Raw genomic sequence first — 23,058 nt, 5'->3', positions numbered from 1 at the left:
AACTGGCCCCCCGGCAGAGGACGGGGCGCTTTACGCTTACTGCGGCACGGCGCAAGCCCTTACCTATTGCGCTGCACAAGTCGCTGATTTGCGGCTTGATCAAGCCGCGTCACGACGGCATGGCGGCAGCATGGTTCCCTTTTCGTTCGGCGGTCACGACCTGTATGCCCTGCCCCAGGGCGCGCTGTTCTGGCCGGCGCGGCGGGCGCTGCTGGTCGCCGACCTCCATTTCGAGAAGGCGAGCTGGTTCGCGAGCCGCGGCCAGATGCTGCCGCCCTATGATTCGATCGCGACGCTGGCCGATCTCACCGCTTTGGTCGCCGCCACCGGCGCGACCGAGACCTGGTGCCTCGGCGACAGTTTTCATGACAGCGCCGGTTGCGAGCGCCTCCCCGCGCGCGCGCAGGACATGCTGCGCGCGCTGACCGAGGCCACCCGCTGGACCTGGATCACCGGCAACCACGATCCCGCGATCCTCGACCGCTGCGGCGGCGAGGTGGTGGACGAGGCGGTGGTCGACGGGCTGGTGCTGCGCCACGAGGCGATGCCGGCGGAGACCCGGCCCGAGCTGTCGGGCCATTTCCACCCCAAGCTGCGGCTGCGAGTACGCGGCAAATTGGTGTCGCGGCGCTGTTTCGTCGGCACCGGAACCAAGCTCATCCTGCCGGCATTCGGTTCGCTGACCGGGGGCCTTGATGTCGACCACCCCGAGATCGTCCGCGCCACCGGTCGCGGCGCCGAGGCGCTGGTGCCGGTGGAACAGCGACTGCTGCGGTTTCCGATCGCCGCCTGACGGCCACCGCGCGCCGCGGCGACGGGTGGCTAGCGCGCCAGCGTCGGGAAGCCGGCCTTGAACGCCGCGACCTTGGGCTTGTCCCAATGGACGATATACGGGTGGGTCGGGTTGCGGTCGAAGAACTGCTGGTGATACGCCTCGGCCGGGTAGAAGCCGCCCTGCTCGATGCGGGTGACGATCGGGCGCGGGAAGCTGTGCGCGGCGCCGAGCTGGGCGATATAGGCCTTGGCCACCGCCGCCTGGCGCGGATCCTGCGGGAAGATCGCCGAGCGATAGCTCGGGCCGCTGTCCGGCCCCTGGTGGTTCAGCGACGTCGGATCATGGGCGATCGAGAAATAGACGCGCAGCAGCGTCGCATAGCTGACCTGGCGTGGATCAAACGCGACCTTGATCGCCTCGGCATGGCCGGTGGTCTCGGTGGAGACCTGATCATAGGTCGCGGTGTCGCGGCTGCCGCCGGCATAGCCCGCGGTCACGGCGCGTACGCCCTTCACCCGCTCGAACACTGCCTCCATGCCCCAGAAGCAGCCGCCGGCGAACACCGCGGTCTGCACACCCGGGGTCGCGGGCACATCGGCGCGCGCGACCGGCAGCGGCACCGCACGCTCGGCCTGCGCCGCGCCAAAGGAGGTGAACAGGGCGGCGCCGCCGACCAGGGCGGCGATAGCGAAGGGGAGTTTGCTCATGACACCCATATGGGGATCACCCCGCCGCGGGCCAAGACGTCAGCGCGCGAGCGGCGCCGCCGTCACCGCAGCGGCCACCGGTGCGGCATGATGGCGGTCGAGCACGCCCGGGTGGCACGCCAGCAAGGCGATCGCGCCGACGGCGAAACCGCCGGCGAACTGTATCAGGAAGCTGGACTTGAGGAGGTTGACCATGATCGGGCCTTCGGATCTCGTTGGCGACAGACGAACGGCGAGGAGCCGGTATCATCCGTGCCCCTACCATGCTGCTAGTGACGTGTTGATGAACCCCGGCTGGGCGGGTCGTTCATCCCCCGCTTAGGTGAGCGCGGCGCAAGCCGCCTGGATGCGGGTGCAGGCCTCGCGGAGGATATCATCCGAGGTCGCGTAGCTGATCCGGAACGCCGGCGAGAGGCCGAATGCCGCGCCCTGCACCACCGCGACCTTGGCGTCGTCGAGCAGATAGCCGACCATTGCTTCGTCGCTGTCGATCAGCCTGCCCGATGGCGTGGTCTTGCCGATCAGATCGGGGAAGGACGGATAGACGTAGAAGGCGCCTTCGGGCGTCGGGCAGGTCATGCCGGGGATGGCGTTGAGCATCGATACGACGAGGTCGCGGCGGCCCTGGAAGGCGGCGTTGCGCTCGGCGAGGAACGACTGGTCGCCGTTGAGCGCCGCGGTCGCCGCGGCCTGCGCAATCGAGCAGGGGTTGGAGGTGGACTGCGACTGGAGCTTGGCCATCGCCTTGATCAGCCACGACGCGCCGGCGGCATAGCCGATCCGCCAGCCGGTCATCGCATAGGCCTTGGAGCAGCCGTTCACCGTCAGCGTCCGCTCGAACAGCTCGGGCACGACCTGCGCGATCGTCGCGAACCGGAAGTCGCCGTAGACGATATGCTCGTACATATCGTCGGCCATGACCCAGACGTGCGGGTGGCGCAGCAGCACTTCGCCCAGCGCCTTGAGCTCGGCCGCCGAATAAGCGGCGCCGGTGGGGTTGGACGGCGAATTGAGCACCAGCCACTTGCTGCGCGGGGTGATCGCCGCCTCGAGCTGCTCGGGCGTGATCTTATAGCCCTGGTTGGCGCCGGCAGCGACGAACACCGGCACGCCGCCGCAGAACTGGACGATATCGGGGTAGGACACCCAATAAGGCGCGGGCACGATCACCTCGTCGCCCGGCTCCACCGTCGCGACCAGCGCGTTGAACAGCGTATGCTTGCCGCCGACATTCACGCTGACCTGATCGGGCGTGTAGGTGAGGCCGTTGTCGCGCGCGAACTTGGCGACGATCGCCGCCTTCAGCTCGGGAATGCCATCGACATTGGTGTATTTGGTCTTGCCGTCGCGGATCGCCTGGATCGCGGCGTCCTTGACGAAATCGGGGGTGTCGAAATCCGGCTCGCCGGCGCCGAGGCCGATCACGTCGACGCCCGCCCGCTTCAGTTCCAGCACGCGGCTCGTGATCGCGAGCGTGGGCGACGGGCTGATGCGCCCGAGGGCGGCGGAAGCGTGCATGGGAAAGAGCCTTAGCTGTGTAAGCGGGCGGGCCTATAGACCCGCCGGCGCTTATTCCGCAACTGCGAGACGCGCGGCAATCAATCCGCGCAACGCATTCCCGACGAAAAAGCTCCCGGCGAGGTCTCCGCGCGACAGCTCGCCCTCCCGCGCCCGGCCGGTCGCGAGCAGCTCGGCACGAAGCACGCCCGGCAGCAGGCCATGCCGCAGCGGCGGCGTCACCAGCACGCCGTCCCGCGCGACGAACAGCGAGGTGAAGCTGCCTTCGGTCAGCCGGCCGTCATGCTCGAACACCACCTCGTCGGTGCCCGCCGCGTGCCGCGCCGCATCGTAGAAGCCGCGGTCGCTGGTCTTGTGGGCAAGGCGGAAGTCGCGCGGCGCAACCGGCAGCGGCACCACCGCGACCGCAAATGGCGCGACGGGGGCAGACGGCGCCGGCGCCACCTCGATCGCCACCGCACCGCTTGCCGCCAGCAGCAGGCGGAGGCGGCAGGGCCGGCGCAGGCGAAAGGTCGCGGCCTGGAGGTCGTTGCGCGCCGCGTGGCGATCGAAGGCAAAGCCCAGCGCCGCGGCGCTCGCCTTCATCCGCGCGAGGTGGCGCTCGAGCAGCGGCAGGCCCTCGACCGGGTCGAACGCCATGGTCTCGATCAGGTCCAGCCTGCGCTGCCCGGCGGTGACGAACGCACCCTTGGCGACGCATTCGTGCCACTCGTCGTCGACCCGGCTGTCGGCGACCACGCCCGAGCCGAGCCCGAGGGTCGCATGCTGGTCATCGCCGCGGATCGCGAGGGTGCGGATCGCGACGTTGAACACCGCGCCGCCCGGATCGATCCGGCCGATCGCGCCGGTATAGGCGTCGCGGGCCGAGGTCTCGACCGCGGCGATCACCTCGGCGGCGCGCTGCTTCGGCGCGCCGGTGATCGAGCCGCAGGGGAACAGCGCCTCGAGCGCGTCGACCGCGTCGCGGCCGGGGCTAAGCGTCGCGGTGACGGTGGAGGTCAGCTGGTGGACGGTGGGATAGGTCTCGACGGTGAACAGCGCCGGCACCGCGACGCTGCCGGGGACGGCGATGCGCGCCAGATCGTTGCGCATCAGATCGACGATCATCAGATTTTCCGCCTGCTGCTTGGCGTCGTCACGCAGCGCTGCCGCCTTGGCGGCATCGGCATCCGGCGTGTCGCCGCGGGTGGCGGTGCCCTTCATCGGCCGGCAGGTCAGCTGGTCGCCGTCAAGCGCGAAAAACAGCTCGGGCGACAGCGACAGCAAGGTCGTCTCGCCGGTCGCGACCACCGCGCCATAGCCCGCCGCCGCCTCGCGCCGCAGCTGCGCATACAGCGCCAGCGGATCGCCGAGGAACGCCACCTCGGTGCGCATAGTCAGGTTGGCCTGGTAGATATCGCCGGCGCGGATCAGCTCGATCACCTGGGCGAACGCGCGATCATAGGCGTCTCGCGCGGCGAGACTACGCGGCGGCAGCGCACGCGCGCCGGCGGGATCGGGCAGCAGCGCCGTCAGCGCGGCGGCATCGAGCCGGTGAACGTCGTCGAACAGCCCGAACCACAGCAACGGCGCGGTGCTGGCAGCCGTTTCGACCGCGCGCGGCATCAGCGCCAAGCCGGCCTCATAGGCGAGATAGCCCGCTGCATGCAGCCCCGCCTGTTGCGCGGCGCGCAGCGCGGCGAGCGCGTGGCGGACCTCTTCGGGTTCGCTGGCGGTGATGATACGGACCGGGTTGCGATACAGCCGCGCCGGCGCATGAGCGCCGTCATCCGCGTTGCGGGCATCGTCCAACAATACGAACGGCGCGTTAAACATGAGCCGACAGATGCACGCCGGTGACGCTGCGGCGCAAGCGGCGATTGCCCCCCAAGCATGTGCCGCCTATCTCGCAACCTATGGACAACCCTCCCTTACGTGCCGCAATCGTGCCGGTGACCGCGATCCAGCAGAACTGCACGCTGATCTGGTGCACCGCGACGATGAAGGCGGCGGTGATCGATCCGGGCGGCGATCTGCCGCGGATCAAGGCCGCGATCGCCCAGGCCGGGGTCACGGTGGAGAAGATCCTCCTCACTCACGGCCATATCGACCATGCCGGCGAGGCCAAGCCGCTCGCCGACGATCTCGGCGTGCCGATCGAGGGGCCGAACGAGGCAGACCGCTTCTGGTTGGCGCGGCTCGACGACGATGGCGCGGCCTATGGCATACGCGGCGTGGTGTTCGAACCCGACCGCTGGCTGGTGGAGGGCGACACGGTGACGGTCGGCGATCTGGTGCTCGATGTCTACGAGACGCCCGGCCACACCCAGGGCCATGTCATCTTCCATCACGCCCCCTCCAAGTTCGCGCAGGTCGGCGACGTGTTGTTCCAGGGATCGGTCGGGCGATCGGACCTGCCGGGCGGCAACCACCAGCAGCTGCTCAAGACCATCGTCGACAAGCTGTGGCCGCTCGGTGATGACACCGCCTTCATTCCCGGCCACGGCCAGCCGAGCACGTTTGCGCACGAGCGGCGCAACAACATGTTCGTCAGCGATCGGGCGCTGGCGGAATAAACGAGGACTCCACCCTTCCGCCCTACCGTCACCCCGACGAAAGCTGGGATCTCCCGCCACGGCGCGACACGCTCGCGACAAAGATGCCAGCTTTCGCCGGGGTGACAGGAGCTGCAGCAGCCCCGGCAAGCTTGCAACCCGCCAAGAAATCGCTATAGGCCCCCGCTTCGCGATGCGCCCGGCGGTTAAGCCGCGCCCCGCGCAATCGGCTCCATGCCGGTTGCCGTGGCGTCCCTCCGGGCCTATCGGATCTTTCAGATTCGCTTCAAGAACAAGGTGCCGAAATGGCCGTCCCTAAGAGAAAAACTTCGCCCTCCAAGCGCGGCATGCGTCGTGGCCATGATTCGCTCACCGTGGCGTCGTTCCAGGAATGCCCGAACTGCGGCGAGCTGAAGCGTCCGCATAACCTGTGCAACGCCTGTGGCCATTACAACGGCCGCGAGATCGTCTCGGCCGAGGGCTGATCCCTCTAATTACTGGATAAGCGCTGAGCCATGTCCGACAATTCCTGGATCGCCGTCGATGCGATGGGCGGCGATGAAGGGCTTGCGGTCATGCTCGCGGGCGTCGCGCGTGCGCGCCGGCGCCACGAGGGCATGCGCTTCCTGCTGGTCGGCGACGAATCGGCGATCGCCGAGGAGCTGAAAAGCCACCCGAACCTCAGCCAGCACAGCGAGATCGTCCACGCCCCCGAGACCGTCGGCTCGAGCGACAAGCCGAGCCAGGCGATCCGCCGCGCCAAGACGACCTCGATGGGCATCGCCATCGATCTGGTGAAGAAGGGCCGCGCCGGCGCCGCCGTGTCGGCAGGCAACACCGGCGCGCTGATGGCGATGGCCAAGCTCGCGCTGCGCACGCTGCCCGGGATCGACCGGCCGGCGCTCGCCGCGCCGTTGCCGACGCTCGGCGACAATGACGTGATCATGCTCGATCTCGGCGCCAACACCGAGTGCGACGCGCGCAACCTCGTCCAGTTCGCGGTGATGGGCGCCGCTTATGCGCGCACCATCCTCGACCTCGATTCGCCCAGGGTCGCGCTGCTCAACATCGGCAGCGAGGACCAGAAGGGGACCGACGAGATCCGCGACGCCGCGGCGGTGCTGCGCGGCGCGACCCATCTGCCGCTGAGCTTCACCGGCTTTGTCGAGGGCAACCAGCTCGCGCGCGGCGACCATGACGTGATCGTCTGCGACGGCTTTGCCGGCAACATCGCGCTCAAGACGGCCGAGGGCACCGCACGCTTCGTCGGCGACCTGCTCAAGCGCGCCTTCACCAGCTCGGTACGCTCCAAGGTCGGCTTCCTGATCTCGCGCCCGGCGACCCAGCTGCTGCGCGATCACCTCGATCCCAACAACCACAACGGCGCCGTCTTCCTCGGCCTCAAGGGCATCGTCGTGAAGAGCCACGGCAGCGCCAACGAGCTCGGCGTCGCCACCGCGATCGGCAACGCCGCCAAGATGGTGCGCGCCGATCTCACCCGCCGGATCGCGGACGATCTCGGCAATTTCGAGAAAGCCGCATGATCCGATCGGTCGTCCTCGGCACGGGGTCGGCACTGCCCACCCGCCGCGTTTCCAACGCCGATCTGGCGGCGACGCTTGACACCAGCGACGAATGGATCGTCGAGCGCACCGGGATCCGCTTCCGCCATATCGCCGGCGACGGCGAGACCACCGCGACGCTGGCGCGTGACGCCGCGACCCGCGCGCTCGAGGCCGCGGGGATCACCGCGACCGAGATCGACCTGATCGTGCTCGCCACCGCGACGCCGGACCAGACCTTCCCCGCCACCGCTACCAAGGTGCAGGCGATGCTCGGCATCGACGACTGCGTCGCGTTCGACGTCGCCGCGGTCTGCTCGGGCTTTCTCTATGCCGTGCAGGTGGCTGATGCGATGCTGCGCAGCGGCGTCCAGCGCCGTGCGCTGGTGATCGGCGCCGAGACCTTCAGCCGCATCCTCGACTGGGAGGATCGCACCACCGCCGTCCTGTTCGGCGATGGCGCCGGCGCGATCGTGCTCGAGGCGCAGGACAGCGCCGACGACGGCGGCCGCGGCATCCTTGCCACCAAGCTCCACGCCGACGGCCGCCATAACGAACTGCTCTATGTCGATGGCGGACCGTCGACCACCGGCACCGTCGGCAAGCTGCGCATGAAGGGCCGCGAGGTGTTTCGCCACGCCGTGGTCAATCTCGCCGCGGTGATGGGCGAATCGCTCGCGATCGCCGGCCTGTCGACCAGCGACGTCGACTGGGTGGTGCCGCACCAGGCCAACGCCCGGATCCTCGATGCGACCAGCCGCAAGCTCGGGCTGCCGGCCGACAAGGTGGTGATGACGGTGGACCGTCACGCCAACACCTCCGCGGCCTCGGTGCCGCTGGCGCTCGACGCGGCGGTGCGCGACGGGCGGATCCGGCAGGGGCAGATCGTGGTGCTGGAGGCGATGGGCGGCGGCTTCACCTGGGGCGCCGCGGTGGTTCGCTTCTGACGGGCTATACCGTAGTATTAACGTAAAGCAAGAAAAGCCGTTTTCAGTCCCGCCAGCCACTGTATAAAGCATTGCAGGAGTTGGCTTTGATCAAGGGAGTGGGAATAACATGCTGATGACCACAACGGGCACGCTGACGCGCGCGGATCTTGCCGAATCACTGCACAGGCAGGTGGGTCTGTCGCGCGCCGATTCGGCGACGATTGTCGAGCAGATCCTCGGTGAGATGTGCGGCGCGCTGTCCCGTGGCGAGAACGTCAAGATCTCCGGCTTCGGTACCTTCGTGCTGCGCGACAAGGGCGAGCGCGTCGGCCGCAACCCCAAGACCGGGGTGGAAGTGCCGATCGCGCCGCGCCGGGTGCTCACCTTCCGCGCCAGCCAGATGATGCGCGAACGCATCGTCGACGCCGGCTGAACCTGTGGCGACGTCCCCCAAGGCGAGCGGGGCGTTCAGAACCATCGGCGAGGTGTCGGACGAGACCGGCCTGCCGCAACATATCCTGCGCTACTGGGAAACGCGCTTTCCCCAGCTGAAGCCGCTGACCCGCGCCGGCAACCGCCGCTACTATCGCCCCGACGACGTCGCCCTGGTGCGGCGGATCGATGCCCTGCTCAATCATCAGGGCTATACCGTCAGGGGCGTCCAGCAGCTACTGGCCCAGGCCGATTCAGCCCTGCCCACTGCTCGCCACGGCGCCGGCGACAGCGACGCAATGCCGGCGCTGCGGGCGGTGCGCGATCTGCTCGCCAGCGCGCTGGCCGAGGATCGCAGCTGACCCCGTCGCCGACGGCGCGACTTGCCTTACCGTTCGCGGGTCGCCGCGAACTTCACCTTGGCATAGCGATCGGCGATATAGCCGACCTCCCACGCGCTCTTGGCGAGGAACACCGGATTGCCATCGCGATCCTTGGCCATCGCCGAGCGGTTGAGATCCATGAACGCCTTGAGGTCGGCGGGGTCGGCGGCCGATACCCAGCGTGCGGTGTCGAACGGCGCCGGCTCCAGCCCGGCCGCCACCTTATATTCCGCGTCCAATCGGCTGAGCAGCACCTCGAGCTGGAGCTGACCGACGACGCCGATGATCCAGTTGGAGCCGATCTCCGGGTAGAACACCTGGGTGACGCCCTCCTCGGCCATGTCGTCAAGCGCCTTGCGCAGCTGCTTGGTCTTGGTCGGGTCCTTGAGCTGGACCCGCCGCAGGATCTCCGGCGCGAAATTGGGCAGGCCGGTGAAGCGGACATCGGCGCGCTCGGACAGTGTATCGCCCACCCGGAGCGTGCCATGGTTGGGGATGCCGATGATGTCGCCGGGGAAGGCCTCGTCGGCGACTTCGCGGTTCTGCGCGAAGAACAGGATCGGCGAATGCACCGCGATCGGCTTGCCCGAGCCCGAGGGCGTGAGCTTCATGCCGCGCTTGAAGGTGCCCGAGCACAATCGCATGAACGCGATCCGGTCGCGGTGGTTGGGGTCCATGTTGGCCTGGACCTTGAACACGAAGCCGGTCACCTCGTCATTGTCCGGCGACACCGGCGCGGGCTCGGCTGGCTGGGCGCGCGGCGGCGGCGCATAATCGGCGAGCGCGCCGATCAGCTCGGCGACGCCGAAATCCTTGAGCGCCGAGCCGAAATAAACCGGGGTGAGATCGCCATGGCGATAGGCCTCGGCATCGAAGGTGGCATAGCCGGCCTGGGCGAGCTCGATCTCCTCGGCCCAGCGCTCCGACAGCACCGGCGCCGTTTCGGTCTTGCCGAGGAAGGCGCGGCTGTCGCCCTCGGGGCGGCTGATGGTGTTGGTGACGAGATCGAGCACGCCCTCGAACTCGCCGCCCATCCCCACCGGCCAGCTCATCGGTGCCACGTCGAGCGCGAGCATGTCGGCGATCTCGTCGAGCAATTCGAAGATCGGCCGGCCCTCGCGATCGACCTTGTTGACGAAGGTGATGATCGGCACCGAGCGCAGCCGGCAGACCTCGAACAATTTGCGCGTCTGCGGTTCGATACCCTTGGCGGCATCGATCACCATCACCGCCGAATCGACCGCGGTCAGCGTGCGATAGGTGTCTTCGGAGAAATCCTCGTGCCCCGGCGTATCGAGCAGGTTGAAGGTGATGCCGTCGCGCTCGAAGGTCATCACCGACGAGGTCACCGAGATGCCGCGCTGCTGCTCGATCTTCATCCAGTCGGAGCGCGCACGACGGTTGGCGCCGCGCGCCTTGACCTCGCCGGCAAGATGGATCGCGCCCCCGAAGTAGAGCAGCTTCTCGGTCAGCGTCGTCTTGCCGGCGTCCGGGTGGGAAATGATCGCGAAGGTGCGGCGGGGGGAGGTCACAGGAGCAATTCTCGAGCTGAGGCGCGACGAGGGCGCGTGGCAGACAAGGGGAAGGAATCAAGGACGAGGCATCGCCTGCCATCGGCCGCAACGCGCAGCGGTTGTTGGCAGGCGGTGATGGTCATGGCGCGCTGTGCCAGATGTGGGGCGCGTAGGACAGAGGGCAAGCCGCCGAACGCATCGTCACCCCAGCGGAAGCTGGGGTCTCCGGCGGCTCGTTCCGCTTTGTCATGAGCGGATCCCAGCTTTCGCTGGGATGACGGATGGGGGCCGATGACGATCAGCGCCTGAGCGTGACGCTCATCGTGATCTCCTTGGCTTCACCGGGGGCCACCTCGAACACGCCGGGCTTGTCGTGGAAGTCGCCGGTGAAGCCATGGGGATCGGCGATACCGTGCCACGGCTCGACGCAAACGAAGTGCGCGCCGGGCTTGGTCCAGATGCCGAGCCGCGGAGTGTCGGGAAAGGCGATCGCAAGCGATGGCCCCGCGGTGGCGCCATAGCTCAGCGCCTGCGAGTGGATCGGATCCCACACCAGTGCGTCGGGCATGAACAATTCGTCGCGCAGCACCATTTCGCGGCCGTCGACCGGCGACGGCGCCTCGGTCGTGGCGATGGTGCCGTCGGGGGCGATCTGCTTGACCGCGCCGGGCTCGTCGGCGGCGAAGACGATGCGGTGTTCGGCGCGATCGTGGCCGTAGGGCAGCGGCCAGGCGAAGGCCGGGTGGAAACCGAACTGCGCGGGCAGCGCGGTCTCGCCCGGGTTGGCGATCCGCACCGCGAGCGTCAGGGTCGCTGCCTCGAGCCGGAAGGCGATCTCGAGCCGGAAGGCGAAAGGATAGAAGCGGCGGGTGTGCTCGCTGTCGGCGAGCCCGAACACCACATGGCTGTCGCCCTGCTCGATCATGGTGAACGGCAGGTCACGCGCAAAGCCATGCTTGGGCATGGGATATTCCTGGCTGTCGAGCCGGATCACGCCCCCGTTGGTGACGCCGATCACCGGGAACAGCACGGGCGCGTGCTTGGGCCAGAAGGCGGGATCGGCATCGGTCATCAGCTCGGCGCCGTCGGCGTCGTGCAGATGGGTGAGCTCGGCGCCATGCGGGTTGATCGCGGCGGCAAGCTCGGGGGTACGGATCCAGATCAGGTCGGTCATCGATGTCATGCTCCTGTTGTCGGGATCACCCGCGCAAGGTTGCGCCCTGCTTCGCCGCGGCGGCGACCACCTTGTCGGCGATCGCCTTGAGGCCATCGTCGGTGAAGCTCTTGTCGGCGGGCTGCAGCACCACCTCCACCGCTACCGACTTCATGCCCTCGTCCACCCCGGCGCCGGTGAAGACGTCGAACACCCGCGCCGAGACGATCGCGACTTTGTCGGCGCTGCGGACGGCGCGGATCAGCGCGTCCGCCGACAGCGCGGCGGGCACCAGGAAGGCGAAGTCGCGGCGCACCGCCTGCAGCGCCGGTGGCGCGAACGCCGGGCGCATGAAGCCGGCGGCGCGCTTGGCGGGCAGCGCATCGAGGTACAGCTCCACCGCCGCGACGGCACCGTCGAGATCGAACGCCTTGAGCAGGCTCGGGTGGAGCATGCCGAAGCGGGCAAGGATGGTCTTGGGGCCGAGCCGCAGCGTCCCCGACTGGCCGGGGTGCCAGGCCTCGCCCGCCTCGCCCATCACCTGGAGGTTGTCGACCGGCGCACCCGCCGCGGCGAGCAGCGCGAGCGCCTCCGCCTTGGCGTCATAGGCGTCGAACGCGGCGCCCTTGCCCTCGCGCCAGCCGCGCCCACGGCGGTCGCCGGCGAGCACCACCCCCAGTGTCGGCCGCTCAGCGTCGGCGAGGTAGCGGCGACCGATCTCGAATAGCCGGACACTGCCGACACCGCGCTTGATGTTGCGCTCGGCGGCGGCGAGCAACCCGGGGAGCAGCGATGGCCGCATCACCTTGAGGTCTTCGCTGATCGGGTTGGCAAGCATCCAGGCGCCGCCGCCGAATGCGTCGGCCTGGTCCTGCGGCAGGAAGCTCCAGGTCACCGCTTCGTCGAGCCCGCGCGCGGCTGCCGCGCGGCGAACGCGGCGCTCAAGCTTCTGCTCGGGCGTCGCGGTCGGCGTGGCGACGCCGGGCACGCGCGGCAGCGGCACGGGGGCGACCTTGTCGATCCCCTCGATGCGGATCACCTCCTCGACCAGATCGGCGGCACCCTCGACGTCGCGGCGCCAGCTCGGCACAGTGACCTGCCAATCGGCGTCGACCGTAAAGCCGAGCGATTCAAGGATGGCGCGCTGGCGGTCGGCGGCGACCGCGAGCCCGCCCAGCGTCTCCGCCTTGGCCGGATCATAGCCGATCACCCGCGGCGCGAGCGGCGGCTGGCCGGCGCGAGTTACCGCCGAGGGCGTGCCGCCGCACAGGTCGATCACCAGCCCGGTCGCGATCGCCAGCCCCTCGTCGAGGAACGCCGGATCGACGCCGCGTTCGAAGCGCTGGCGGGCATCGCTGGTGAGCAGCAGTTTCTGCCCGGTGCGGGCGATATGGGCGGGATCGAAGAAGGCGCATTCGATCAGCACGTCCACCGTCTCAGGCGTAACGCTCGAATGCTCGCCGCCCATGATGCCGCCGATGTCGTGAACCGCCGCCTCGTCGGCGATCACCGTCATCGTCGCGTCGAGCGTGTAGGTCTTGCCGTTGAGCGCGAGGACCTGCTCGCCCTCGGTCGCCAGCCGCGCGACCAGGCCGCCGCTGAGCTTGGCGCGATCATAGACGTGGAGCGGCCGGCCAAGGTCGATCGAGACGTAGTTGGTGATGTCCACCAGCGCCGAGATCGGCTTTTGCCCGATCGCAAGGAGACGGCGGCGCATCCAGTCGGGCGACTCGCCATTGACGACGCCCGACACGCTCTGCGCGTAAAAGGCGGGGCAACCGGCGGGATCGTCGGTGCGGACGTCCGGCCCAGCGCCCTCGCCCTCGATCATCGGCACGGCCAGCGGCTTCAGCGTACCAAGGCCTGCCGCGGCGAGATCGCGGGCGATGCCGCGCACGCCCATGCAATCCTGGCGGTTGGGGGTGATGCTGACGTCGATCACCGCATCGTTGAGCCCGGCATAGTCCGGATAGGGCGTGCCGACCGGGGCATCGGCGGGAAGCTCGATGATCCCGTCATGATCGTCGCCGAGCTCGAGCTCGCGGGTCGAGCACATCATGCCGTTGGATTCGACGCCGCGGATCGCCGCGACCTTGAGCGTGACGTCGAGCCCCGGGACATAGGCACCCGGTGCGCCGAACACGCCGACCAGGCCCGCACGCGCGTTGGGCGCGCCGCAGACGACCTGCAGCGGGCCGTCGCCGGCGTCGACCGAGAGGATCTGGAGCTTGTCGGCCTGCGGGTGACGCTCGGCGCTCAGCACCTTGGCGACGCGGAACGCGCTTAGCGCCGCCCCCGGATTGTGGACGCCCTCCACCTCCAGGCCGATGCGGGTGAGGCCGAGCACGATCTCGTCGAGCGTGGCCTGGGTATCGAGGTGCTGCTGAAGCCAGCTGAGGGTGAATTTCATGCGCCGACTCCTCCCGACAGCGTGGGTACGTCGAGGCTCGAGAAGCCGTAATGCTTGAGCCAGCGGCTATCGCCATCGAAGAAGGCGCGCAGATCGTCCATGCCGTATTTGAGCATTGCCAGCCGGTCGATCCCGCAACCGAAGGCGAAGCCCTGCCACTCGTCGGGATCATAGCCGCCGGCGATCAGCACCTCGCGGTGGACCATGCCGCTGCCCAGCACTTCCATCCAGCCGCCGTCGGCATCGTCGCCGCTGCCGCCGATCACGCGCTTGCCCTTGACCAGCGTATAGCCAACGTCGACCTCGGCCGACGGCTCGGTAAAGGGGAAATAGCTTGGGCGCAGGCGAAGCGTGATGTCGTCGCGCTCGAAGAACGCCTTGAGGAAGGTCTCGAGCGTCCATTTGAGATGGCCCAAGGTGATGCCCTTGTCGATCACCAGCCCCTCGACCTGATGGAACATCGGCGTGTGGGTGGCGTCGCTGTCCGAGCGATAGGTACGGCCGGGTGCGATGATCCGGATCGGCTGGTTGCCGCCAGCCGCCTTCATCGTGCGGATCTGGACCGGCGAGGTATGGGTACGCAGCACCATCTTGGCCGGCGTTGCGCCGGCGTCGGCCGCCGTATCGCTCGCGACATAGAAGGTATCGTGCATTGCCCGCGCCGGGTGCGTCTCGGGAATGTTGAGCGCGGTGAAATTGTGCCAGTCATCCTCGATCTCGGGCCCGGTGGCGACCGCGAAGCCAAGGTCGGCGAAGATCTCGGCGAGCTCGTCCATCACCTGGCTGACCGGGTGGATGGTCCCGGTGAGCGGCGTCTCGGCCGGCAGCGTCATGTCCAGCGTCTCGGTGGCAAGTCGGGCATCGAGCGCGGCGCGCTCCAGCGTCGTCTTGGCGGCGGCGATCGCGGCGGTCACCGCCTCGCGCACGCCCTGGATGCGCGGTCCTTCGATCTGCCGCGCGTCGGGATCCATCTTGCCGAGCGTTTTAAGCAATTGGGTGACGCTTCCCTGCTTGCCCAGCGCCTCCACCCGCACCGCCTCCAGCGCGTCAAGGCTCACCGCCGCGTCGATGGCGGCGAGCAGGTCGGCGCGGAGTTGATCTAGATCGGTGGTCATGGTCTGTCCGTTCTGTGTACGCGAAGGCTCGAACCGCAGTCGCGGCCCTGGGTCAAGTCAAACCCGGCTGCCGAGCAGCACGCCGCCGAAGCCGATGAAGACGATTCCGGTGCCGCGGTTGAACGCGCGCTGGCGACCGGCCGGCGCCAGCCACCGGGCAAGGCTGCGGCCGCCGAACGCATAGACCGCATACCAGAAGCCCTCGATGACGACGAAGCTGGCGACCAGGATCGCGAGCTGGGTCCAGAACGGCCGGTTGGCATCGAGGAATTGCGGGAACAGCGCCGCGGCAAAGATGATCAGCTTGGGGTTGGACATGCCGGTGCCGAACCCCGCCCCATAGAGCGCGGCGGCGGAGTGGCGGGTATGCGGATCGACTGCGACGTCGCCTATCGGTGCGCGCCACGCCTTGATGCCGAGCCAGATCAGATAGGCGGCGCCGGCATAGCGCAGCAGGTCGAACACCCGCGGCGACGCCTTGAGCAGCGCGCCGAGACCCGCCGCGGAGGCGAGCAGGCAGATCAGCACCGCGCTCATGAGCCCCGCCATCGACGCGAGCGCGCGGCGCGGGCCGTGGTGGATGCTCTGGACCATGACGTGGAGCATGTTCGGCCCCGGGATCGCCGAGATCAGGAAGACGGCGGTGACGTAGAGCCACCAGGTGTTGATCGCCATGGCTGGTCCTTTGGTGCTGCGTCACGCCGGCACCAGCCGGGTGACGAGACGGAAAAGGGCGCCGGTGTTGCCACCGACGCCCCTTTGCAAGCCGTACGCTACAGGTCGCTATCAGGCGGCCTGGGGCAGAGCCGCCTTCGCCTGCGCGATGATCGCGCTAAACGCTGCACCCTCGTGCATCGCGATGTCGGCCAGGACCTTGCGGTCGAGCTGGACGCCGGCGAGCTTGAGGCCGTGCATGAACTGCGAATAGGTCAGGCCCTCGGCGCGGACGCCGGCGTTGATGCGCTGGATCCACAGGCCGCGGAAGGTCCGCTTCTTAACCTTGCGATCGCGATACGCATACTGGCCAGCCTTTTCGACGGCCTGGCGGGCGATGCGGATGGTGTTCTTGCGGCGGCCATAATAGCCCTTTGCCTGTTCAAGAATCTTCTTGTGCTTGGCGCGGGTGGTTACACCCCGTTTGACGCGTGCCATGTCCTGGTCTCCTTATCTAAGGCCGTACGGCGCCCAAGCCTTCACCGTCGCGGTGTCGGCCTTCGACAGCACCTTGGTGCCGCGATTTTGGCGGATGTACTTGCCGTTGTGGTGGAGCAGGCGGTGGCGCTTGCCGGCGACGCCGTGCTTCAGCAGACCGGTGGCGGTGAACTTGAAGCGTTTCTTGACGCCGCTTTTCGTCTTCAGCTTGGGCATTTTGGTCCTTTCGGTTGATCAGCGGATGCAACGAACCGCCGCGGCAGCCCACACTGGCCGGGCGATTCTCTCCACGCATACGCTGGGGAAGCGGGGCGCATAGCTCGCGGCCCGAGCAATTGCAACCGATGCGGAACCGGAACGAGGCACGAAGCGATTCCGCCTGCATGGATACACCGGCCCCTCCGTCGGCAGACGCCGCACCCGCCTCCCCCGTGCCGCGCCAGCGGATGGCGCGGCCGTGGCGGATCGCGCGCAACGTGGTGCTCGGCCTCATCGCCCTCGTCGCCGCGATCTGGCTGATCCTGTTCATCACCAAGGGGCGCTTTCTCAAGCACCCGTTCGAGCGCTTCGTCGGCGGCCAGACCCACCGCCCGGTGCGGATCGACGGCGATTTCCAGCTCTATTTCGCGCCGCTCAAGATCAAGCTGCTCGCCGAGCGAATGACGATCGCCAACCCTGCCTGGGCGACAAAGCCCTATCTGTTCCAGGCCGACAAGCTCGACACCATGATCGCCCCGCTGTCGCTGCTGTTCGGCAAGCGCCGGCTCTACTGGCTCGATCTCGAGAAGGGTGCGGTCGATCTCGAATGGAACGCAGCGCACACCACCAACAGCTGGACGTTCAGCGAGAAGAGAGGCGGCAAGCCGCTCGATTTCCCGCGGATCGACATCGCCACCGTGCGCGGCACCACCGTCCGCTACAAAGATCCGCGGATGCGGCTGCTCGCCGACCTCACTATCGAGGACATCCGCTCCGCCAACGCGCGGATCGGCAAGGCGGTGGGCGTCAACGGCACCGGCATCATCCGCGACACGCCGTTCCGCGTCACCGCGCAGCTGCTCGCGCCCGACGCCACCGTCAACCGCGGCCGCAACGAGCTGACCTTACGCGCCTGGGCGGCGCATAACGTGATCGACGTCGCCGGCACCCTGCCCTCGATCGCCGATATCGAAAACGTGCCGCTGCAGACCCGCGCGCAGGGGCGCAACCTTTCCGAGCTGCTCGGCATCATCGGCGTCGCCTTGCCCAATACCCGCACCTACCGGCTCCATGCGCAGCTGGTTAAGAACGGCGACGCCTATCGCTTCACCCACCTCGCCGGCACCTTCGGCAACAGCGACGTCGCCGGGCAGCTCACCATCACCAACGGCGAGCGGCTCAAACTCGATTCGACGATCGCCACCAAAAGCCTCGACATCATCGATGCCGCGCCGTTCCTCGGCTACAACCCGGATATCGTCGCGGCCAAGGGCACGGTGGCCGCCGCCGCCGCAACCGGCGCCGCGCCGCAGCGCCTGTTCCCCGACGCGGCGCTGCCGATCGAGACCATGCGGCGCTTCGATGCCGATCTCAAATGGACGATCGGCGTCGTCAAGTCGCGCAACGTGCCGGTCTCCAACGTCGACCTTACCCTGGCGCTCGACCATGGCCGGCTGGCGCTGTCGCCGCTGACCTGGGCGATGGCGCGCGGCAACGTCTCGTCGGACTTCATCTTCGACACCCGCCAGCGGCCGAGCGCCGACAGCTACGACATCCGGCTGTCGCCGACCCCGATGGGCCGCCTGCTCGCCGGCTATGGCGTCGCCGAGGCGGGGACGACGGGCACGATCAAGGGCCGCATCCAGCTCGCCGGGCGCGGCGACACCATCCACGATTCGCTCAGCACCGCACACGGCAGGATCGCGTTCGTGATGCCGCACGGGCAGTTGTGGACCCGCAACGTCCAGCTCGCCGAGCTCGACCTCGGCACCTTCGTCCAGAAGATGTTCGAAGATAAGCTCAAGAAGCCGGTCGAGGTGAATTGCGGGCTGGTTGGCTTCACCGTCCGCAATGGCGTCGCCGCGGCGGACCCGATCCTGATCGACACCACCAAGAACGTCATCGTCGGCCGTGGCGGGTTCAGCTTCAAAACCGAGGCGATCGACCTCGCCTTTCGCGCCGACGGCAAGAAGTTCAGCCTGTTCTCAGGCCAGTCGCCGGTCGGCGTGCAGGGCTATTTCTCACAGCCCAAGCTCAACGTGCTGAGCGGCGCCTTGCTCGGCCGCGCGGGTGCCGGACTCGGCCTTGCGCTGGTGGCGACGCCGGTGGCGGGGATCCTCGCCTTTGTCGACATCGGCGATGCCAAGTCGGCGGCGTGCGGCCCGGTGCTGGCAGGCGCGAGCGCAAGCGCGCAGCGCACCACCAAGGGCAAGCCGCGCGACGACGTCGGTCATGGCACCACCGCGACCGCGGAGGACGGCAAGAAGTCGCCGGGCGAGCGCAAGAGCCAGAAGAAGAAGTTCCTCGGCATCTTCTGACGAGGGGGGCGTCCGCTAGTCGTCACCCAGCGAAGGCTGGGGTCTCGTGCGGCCTGGCTGTTCGATGGCGCCGTCGCTAGAGACCCCAGCTTGCGCTGGGGTGACGATTTCAAGCGTGGTCGTGCCCGTCGCCATGATCGTGCCCGTGATCATGCTCGCCGGCGACGCCGTGGAGCGCCTCCAACACATCGTCGGTACGCGCGGGGTCGCCGATCGCGAGGACGTGGCCGGTGCTGGTCGCGGTGAGCGGATCGCCGTTCCAGTCGCACATCCGCCCGCCCGCGCCCTCCACCACCGGCACCAGCGCGGCATAATCGTAGAGCTGCAGCCCGGATTCGGCGACAACGTCCATATAGCCGCTCGCGAGCAGCCCGTAATTGTAGCAGTCGCCGCCATAGACCGGTCCCTGCCGCGCATGGCCGCCCGACGCCGCGGCGACCAGCGCGAGGTAATGCGGCACGTCGCCGTCGCCGAACAGATGCGGGCTGGTGGTCGCGACCACCGCGCCCTCGAGCGCCGCGCAGGGGCGGGTTCGTGTCGGTGCGCCGTTGAACAGGGTCGGCCGGCCGGCGACGCCGAGCCAGCGTTCGCGCTGCACCGGCTGGTCGATGATCCCGAGCACCGGCCAGCCGTCCTCGACCAAGGCGATCAGCGTCCCGAAGATCGCCCGGCCGACGGTGAAGCTACGGGTGCCGTCGATCGGATCGAGCACCCATTGGCGGCCGGTGACGCCTTCCTTGACGCCATATTCCTCGCCGACCACGCCATCGCCCGAGCGCTCGGCATCGAGCAGCCGGCGCATCGCCGCTTCGGCCTCGCGATCGGCGAGCGTCACCGGCGATTTGTCCGCCTTCAGCTCCACGCCGTGCGGCTGGCGGAAATAGGGGCGGATGACGGCGCCGGCGGCGTCGGCAAGGCGGAGGGCGAGATCGATGTCGGCGCGGGTGACGGGCATGGCATGGTGCCTATCGCGTCGCGGCGTCGCGCGCTAGGACGAGCGATCAATCGATCAGGAGAGTTTCGCGATGCGTCTGCTGCCTACCCTTGCCGCCACCGTCCTCGGCGCGATCCTGATGACCGCCCCCGCTGGCGCGGCGCTCACCCCCGGTGCCAAGGCGCCCGATTTCACCACCCGCGGCGCGATCGCCGGCAAGGTGTTCCAGGTCCATCTCGCCGAGCAGCTCAAGAAGGGGCCGGTGGTGCTGTACTTCTTCCCCGCGGCCTTCACCGGCGGCTGCAACGCCGAGGCCCATGCCTTTGCCGAAGCGATCCCCGCGTTCCAGAAGGCCGGCGCGACCGTGATCGGCATGTCCGCCGACGACGTGCCGACGCTGCAGCGCTTTTCCGCCGAAAAGTGCGCGGGCAAGTTCGCGGTCGCGAGCGCGGGCCCCCGCGTGGTCAGCGGCTATGCCGTTGGCCAGGGTGCGGGACCGCGCACCACCCGCACCAGCTATGTGATCGATCGCCACGGCCGCATCGTCTTCGTCCACGACGATGCCGACGCCGCCCGCCATGTCGAGATGACGCTCGCGGCGGTACAGAAATTGGCCCATTCCTGATCTTTTCTGCAACTCAATCCTAACCAATCGCGATTATCCCCTGCGGATCGAACGGGGGTGCGGAATGCGCGGGAGTGTCGCGGCAAGGCGGGGAAGCAAGGACGATCTGTATCTACAGATCGGTCGTTTCCTCGCCGACCATGGCCTCAGCCCCGAGCCCGCCCATTATAGCTTCGCCTTCAACGTCCTTACCGACCCCGACGGCATCATCGCCACCGCGGTGGCGCGGCTGACCGATGGCGGCGTGCGGCTGCGCAGCAGCGACATCGAGAAGCTCGGCGGCACCGTGGTGGGCCGCCCCGATGGCGGGCCGGAAGAGTTCGGCGGTGCTCATACCGAACAGGACGATGCGGCGCAGCTCGTCGCCGAAACCCAGGCGCAGGTAGACGGCTTTGCGACCATGATGCGCGCGATGCACGACGAGACCCGCGGCTTCGGCCGCGATCTCGCGCAGAGCGCCGCCGCGATCGAGCGCAGCACGCCGGGCAACACTACTGCGGGGCTCGACGAGATCGCACGGATCACCGGTTCGATGCTCAGCCGCATCCACGATGCCGAGAGTCGGCTCGCCCGCGCCACCACCGAGGCGGATGCGTTGCGTGCCAAGCTCGCCGAAGCGAATGACAGCGCCCGCCGCGACCTGCTCACCGGGTTGCCCAATCGACGCGCGTTCGAGGAAGCCTTCGTCACCCGCGTCGAGGCCGACGGCCCCTATTGCCTCGCGGTGTGCGACATCGATCGCTTCAAGCGGATCAACGACGATCATGGCCATCCGGTCGGCGATCGCGTGCTCATCGCCGTCGCACAGACGCTGGCGGAAACCTGCGCCGGCCAGCTCGTGGTGCGCCACGGCGGTGAGGAATTTGCGATCCTGTTGCGCGGGATCGACCTGTGCAAGGCGGCCGATCACCTCGATTACGTCCGTGCCGCGGTTGCCGACCGGCGCTTTCGGGTGCGCGAAAGCGACCGGCCGATCGGTCAGGTGACGCTGTCGATCGGCGTGACGGCGGTGCAGCAGGGCGAGCGCAGCGATTCCGCCTTCGATCGTGCCGATCGGCTGCTCTACACCGCCAAGGCGGACGGCCGCGATCGGGTGTGCGCCGCCTGACGGTCGGTCGCAATGCACCACGCGGCCCCGCTATCCAAAGGTCGGCGGATTTTACCACGTTGGTCTGGCGGATTACGCCACATTGCCCGCTGGGCCGGTGCCCCGTCCCAGCGTTATCCGGGGTTTACCGAGACTTAGGTAAATTGGCACGGCCTCTGCAATGTCAAAAGCATCGCTGCCGGATGGTCCGGCGCCGCGATGATCAAAGGACCAAGCCGATGTTTCTCCGCCTCGAAGCTGCCCAGCGCGCTCTCTTCTCGGTCGCCGCCGCTCTGGTGTTTGCCGCCGTCGCCGTCAGCGCCGCCGTCCCCGTCGTGCCGATCGCCTGATCCGTCACACCAACCGGAGCATTGCCATGTACCGCAGCCTGTTCATCGGCCTCGCCGCTTTCTGCACCACCGCGCTGGTGATCGCCAGCCAGGGCAGCGTTACCCTGGGCTAAGCCCCAGGGCCCCCTTCGGCGTCAACCGGAACGCGCGGCCTCGCCGCCGCGCCGTCCCGCTCTCTCTCGTTCACGCGCTGGCGAGCGCCCCATCCGGCCCGATCAGCGCTTCTTCACCCCGGCCATAGGTGCCGATCACCACGCCCGCGGCGAGCACATGCCCCGCCATTGCCTCGATCATCGCCCCGCGGCCCGGACTGTCGCCCGGATCACCCGCCCCCGCATCCAGCGCGAACAGCTGGAAGGCATAACGGTGCGCGCCATGGCCCGTCGGCGGATCGGGCGGCAACCAGCCTTCGCGCAGGAATGAATTGCGGCCGATGTCGCGGCTGCCGGTGCCCGGGCCGTCGGCGACGATTGAGCCTTCGGCAAGCCGGCCCGCGTCCGCGGCGAGGCCCCAGACGATGGCATGCACCAGCGGCTGCAGCGCCGGCGCATCGGCGTCCTCGACCAGCAACGCCAGGCTGGCGGTGCCCTCCGGCGGCGATCCCCAAGTCAGCGGCGGCGACACGCCCGTGCCGTCGGCGGTGAACCGCTCGGGCAGCCGCGCGCCATCGGCGAAGGCCGGGCTCGACAGCGCAAGCCACTGGAACTCGCGCCCTTGCGGGCTGAGTTCGGGGCGGACGATCGCCAGTTTCTCGGCACCGGCGCGGACGTCGCTCAGCGCCTTGCCGAGCCAGGCGGGGACATGTTCGAGCATCGCATCTACTCCGAAGGGCAATCGCCGGGGCGGGTGGCCGGGGCACCGCCGGCGTACCAATGGCTGGCGTTCCCCATCGTCGCGGCGTCATGGTAGCAAGCCTCGGCCTTGTTGCCGTCGGCGCGGACCAGCAGCGTCCAATTGTGATCGCTGCAATTGTGCGCCTCGCAGCCATGGGCACCGAGCGAGGAGCCACGCTGGAAGATCGGCGTGGTGGTCGCCTCATGCGCGGTCATCGTTCGGCGGACCTTGTCGTCACCCACCGCGCCGACCAGCGCGTTGGCGACTTCGGTGCGATCGTAGAAGGTAACGCCTTCCACCGCTTCGGTCGGATAGTGGCCGACATAGGCGCTGATCGGCTTGCTGTGGCCTTGGCCAGGCAGCGGCGCAGGTGCCTGGACCGGCGGCGGCACGAACGCCGCGGCTGCCGCGTTATTGTCGGCGGACTGATCGTGATGCCCGCAGCCGCCGAGCAGCAGGACCGAACCGAGCGAACAAAGGAGCAAGCGCATGGGCAGGATAACGTCACAACGACCGTTACGGTTGCGA

The 23,058-nt window shown here is 68.4% G+C and carries 24 protein-coding genes; 10 read left to right on the top strand and 14 right to left on the bottom strand.

All coding sequences use genetic code 11. The features are described from left to right. The first annotated feature begins 130 nt into the window (after positions 1 to 130). Entirely contained in the window at positions 131 to 793 is a 663-nt protein-coding gene (gene pdeM, locus AC07M8_RS07060) for a ligase-associated DNA damage response endonuclease PdeM (protein ID WP_495173648.1), read from the top strand. Positions 794 to 822: 29 nt separating this feature from the next. Here the strand turns inward: pdeM and msrA are convergent, their stop codons facing one another. The 4 genes from msrA to pabB all read right to left on the bottom strand — a co-directional run bounded on the left by msrA (position 823) and on the right by pabB (position 4,815). Further along, positions 823 to 1,482 carry a peptide-methionine (S)-S-oxide reductase MsrA gene (gene msrA / locus AC07M8_RS07055; RefSeq protein ID WP_495173647.1) on the bottom strand — a complete coding sequence of 220 codons (660 nt, stop codon included), beginning with the start codon at positions 1,480 to 1,482 and terminating at the stop codon, positions 823 to 825. A 39-nt stretch (positions 1,483 to 1,521) separates the two neighbouring features. Next, positions 1,522 to 1,677 (bottom strand): hypothetical protein, encoded by a 156-nt coding sequence (locus tag AC07M8_RS07050; RefSeq protein WP_495173646.1) that lies wholly within the window; start codon positions 1,675 to 1,677, stop codon positions 1,522 to 1,524. A 123-nt stretch (positions 1,678 to 1,800) separates the two neighbouring features. Then, the gene (locus AC07M8_RS07045) at positions 1,801 to 3,000 is read right to left on the bottom strand and encodes a pyridoxal phosphate-dependent aminotransferase (RefSeq protein WP_495173645.1); all 1,200 of its coding nucleotides are present in this window, start codon (positions 2,998 to 3,000) and stop codon (positions 1,801 to 1,803) included. A gap of 51 nt (positions 3,001 to 3,051) precedes the next feature. Then, on the bottom strand, positions 3,052 to 4,815 hold the full coding sequence (pabB, locus tag AC07M8_RS07040) for an aminodeoxychorismate synthase component I (RefSeq protein WP_495173644.1): 1,764 nt from the start codon (positions 4,813 to 4,815) through the stop codon (positions 3,052 to 3,054). Positions 4,816 to 4,895: 80 nt separating this feature from the next. Here pabB and AC07M8_RS07035 point away from each other — a divergent pair, with 80 nt between their 5' ends. The 6 genes from AC07M8_RS07035 (at position 4,896) to AC07M8_RS07010 (ending at position 8,819) form a co-directional block, all read left to right on the top strand. Further along, positions 4,896 to 5,555, top strand: coding sequence for an MBL fold metallo-hydrolase (locus AC07M8_RS07035; protein ID WP_495173643.1), 660 nt, complete (start codon positions 4,896 to 4,898; stop codon positions 5,553 to 5,555). Positions 5,556 to 5,839: 284 nt separating this feature from the next. Then, complete coding sequence (gene rpmF, locus AC07M8_RS07030) at positions 5,840 to 6,019, top strand: 50S ribosomal protein L32 (protein WP_267395677.1); 180 nt, start codon at positions 5,840 to 5,842, stop codon at positions 6,017 to 6,019. Positions 6,020 to 6,049: 30 nt separating this feature from the next. Then, positions 6,050 to 7,078 (top strand): phosphate acyltransferase PlsX, encoded by a 1,029-nt coding sequence (gene plsX / locus AC07M8_RS07025; RefSeq protein WP_267395678.1) that lies wholly within the window; start codon positions 6,050 to 6,052, stop codon positions 7,076 to 7,078. Further along, entirely contained in the window at positions 7,075 to 8,043 is a 969-nt protein-coding gene (locus AC07M8_RS07020; protein WP_495173642.1) for a beta-ketoacyl-ACP synthase III, read from the top strand. The genes plsX and AC07M8_RS07020 overlap by 4 nt, the downstream gene beginning before the upstream one ends. Before the next feature lie 115 nt (positions 8,044 to 8,158). Then, positions 8,159 to 8,458 carry an integration host factor subunit alpha gene (locus tag AC07M8_RS07015; RefSeq protein ID WP_267395792.1) on the top strand — a complete coding sequence of 100 codons (300 nt, stop codon included), beginning with the start codon at positions 8,159 to 8,161 and terminating at the stop codon, positions 8,456 to 8,458. 4 nt (positions 8,459 to 8,462) lie between these two features. Next, positions 8,463 to 8,819, top strand: a complete 357-nt coding sequence (locus AC07M8_RS07010; RefSeq protein WP_495173641.1) for a MerR family transcriptional regulator — start codon at positions 8,463 to 8,465, stop codon at positions 8,817 to 8,819. Positions 8,820 to 8,845: 26 nt separating this feature from the next. On the opposite strand, the gene AC07M8_RS07005 is transcribed toward AC07M8_RS07010, so the two are convergent. From AC07M8_RS07005 to rpmI, 7 genes are all read right to left on the bottom strand, one after another. Further along, complete coding sequence (locus AC07M8_RS07005) at positions 8,846 to 10,372, bottom strand: peptide chain release factor 3 (protein ID WP_495173640.1); 1,527 nt, start codon at positions 10,370 to 10,372, stop codon at positions 8,846 to 8,848. 280 nt (positions 10,373 to 10,652) lie between these two features. Beyond that, the gene (locus AC07M8_RS07000; RefSeq protein ID WP_495173639.1) at positions 10,653 to 11,528 is read right to left on the bottom strand and encodes an aldose 1-epimerase family protein; all 876 of its coding nucleotides are present in this window, start codon (positions 11,526 to 11,528) and stop codon (positions 10,653 to 10,655) included. A 25-nt stretch (positions 11,529 to 11,553) separates the two neighbouring features. Continuing rightward, positions 11,554 to 13,917, bottom strand: coding sequence for a phenylalanine--tRNA ligase subunit beta (pheT, locus tag AC07M8_RS06995; RefSeq protein ID WP_495173638.1), 2,364 nt, complete (start codon positions 13,915 to 13,917; stop codon positions 11,554 to 11,556). Next, positions 13,914 to 15,032, bottom strand: a complete 1,119-nt coding sequence (gene pheS / locus AC07M8_RS06990; protein ID WP_495173637.1) for a phenylalanine--tRNA ligase subunit alpha — start codon at positions 15,030 to 15,032, stop codon at positions 13,914 to 13,916. The genes pheT and pheS overlap by 4 nt, the downstream gene beginning before the upstream one ends. Positions 15,033 to 15,089: 57 nt before the next feature. Next, complete coding sequence (locus tag AC07M8_RS06985; RefSeq protein ID WP_495173636.1) at positions 15,090 to 15,707, bottom strand: LysE family translocator; 618 nt, start codon at positions 15,705 to 15,707, stop codon at positions 15,090 to 15,092. A 111-nt stretch (positions 15,708 to 15,818) separates the two neighbouring features. Continuing rightward, positions 15,819 to 16,184, bottom strand: coding sequence for a 50S ribosomal protein L20 (rplT, locus tag AC07M8_RS06980; RefSeq protein WP_495173635.1), 366 nt, complete (start codon positions 16,182 to 16,184; stop codon positions 15,819 to 15,821). A gap of 12 nt (positions 16,185 to 16,196) precedes the next feature. Then, complete coding sequence (gene rpmI, locus AC07M8_RS06975) at positions 16,197 to 16,400, bottom strand: 50S ribosomal protein L35 (RefSeq protein ID WP_267395687.1); 204 nt, start codon at positions 16,398 to 16,400, stop codon at positions 16,197 to 16,199. Positions 16,401 to 16,567: 167 nt separating this feature from the next. Here rpmI and AC07M8_RS06970 point away from each other — a divergent pair, with 167 nt between their 5' ends. After that, positions 16,568 to 18,700 carry an AsmA family protein gene (locus tag AC07M8_RS06970; RefSeq protein WP_495173634.1) on the top strand — a complete coding sequence of 711 codons (2,133 nt, stop codon included), beginning with the start codon at positions 16,568 to 16,570 and terminating at the stop codon, positions 18,698 to 18,700. Positions 18,701 to 18,809: 109 nt separating this feature from the next. Here the strand turns inward: AC07M8_RS06970 and AC07M8_RS06965 are convergent, their stop codons facing one another. After that, a complete protein-coding gene (locus AC07M8_RS06965; RefSeq protein WP_495173633.1) occupies positions 18,810 to 19,655 on the bottom strand; it encodes an inositol monophosphatase family protein in 846 nt (281 codons plus the stop codon). A 70-nt stretch (positions 19,656 to 19,725) separates the two neighbouring features. Between AC07M8_RS06965 and AC07M8_RS06960 the strand changes: the two genes are divergently transcribed. Next, complete coding sequence (locus AC07M8_RS06960; RefSeq protein WP_495173632.1) at positions 19,726 to 20,259, top strand: peroxiredoxin; 534 nt, start codon at positions 19,726 to 19,728, stop codon at positions 20,257 to 20,259. A 64-nt stretch (positions 20,260 to 20,323) separates the two neighbouring features. After that, positions 20,324 to 21,367 carry a GGDEF domain-containing protein gene (locus tag AC07M8_RS06955; protein WP_495173631.1) on the top strand — a complete coding sequence of 348 codons (1,044 nt, stop codon included), beginning with the start codon at positions 20,324 to 20,326 and terminating at the stop codon, positions 21,365 to 21,367. 512 nt (positions 21,368 to 21,879) lie between these two features. Here AC07M8_RS06955 and AC07M8_RS06950 read toward each other — a convergent pair. Both AC07M8_RS06950 and AC07M8_RS06945 read right to left on the bottom strand, forming a co-directional pair. Then, complete coding sequence (locus AC07M8_RS06950) at positions 21,880 to 22,509, bottom strand: YbhB/YbcL family Raf kinase inhibitor-like protein (protein ID WP_495173630.1); 630 nt, start codon at positions 22,507 to 22,509, stop codon at positions 21,880 to 21,882. A gap of 5 nt (positions 22,510 to 22,514) precedes the next feature. Continuing rightward, positions 22,515 to 23,021: an Ivy family c-type lysozyme inhibitor gene (locus AC07M8_RS06945; protein WP_495173629.1), complete on the bottom strand. Its 507-nt coding sequence runs from the start codon at positions 23,019 to 23,021 to the stop codon at positions 22,515 to 22,517. Positions 23,022 to 23,058: the final 37 nt, after the last annotated feature.

Source organism: Sphingomonas sp. GW821-FHT09E03 (genome assembly GCF_059416225.1).
Note: the sequence above shows the minus strand (reverse complement) of the source record. Positions and strands in the feature narration are given on the sequence as shown.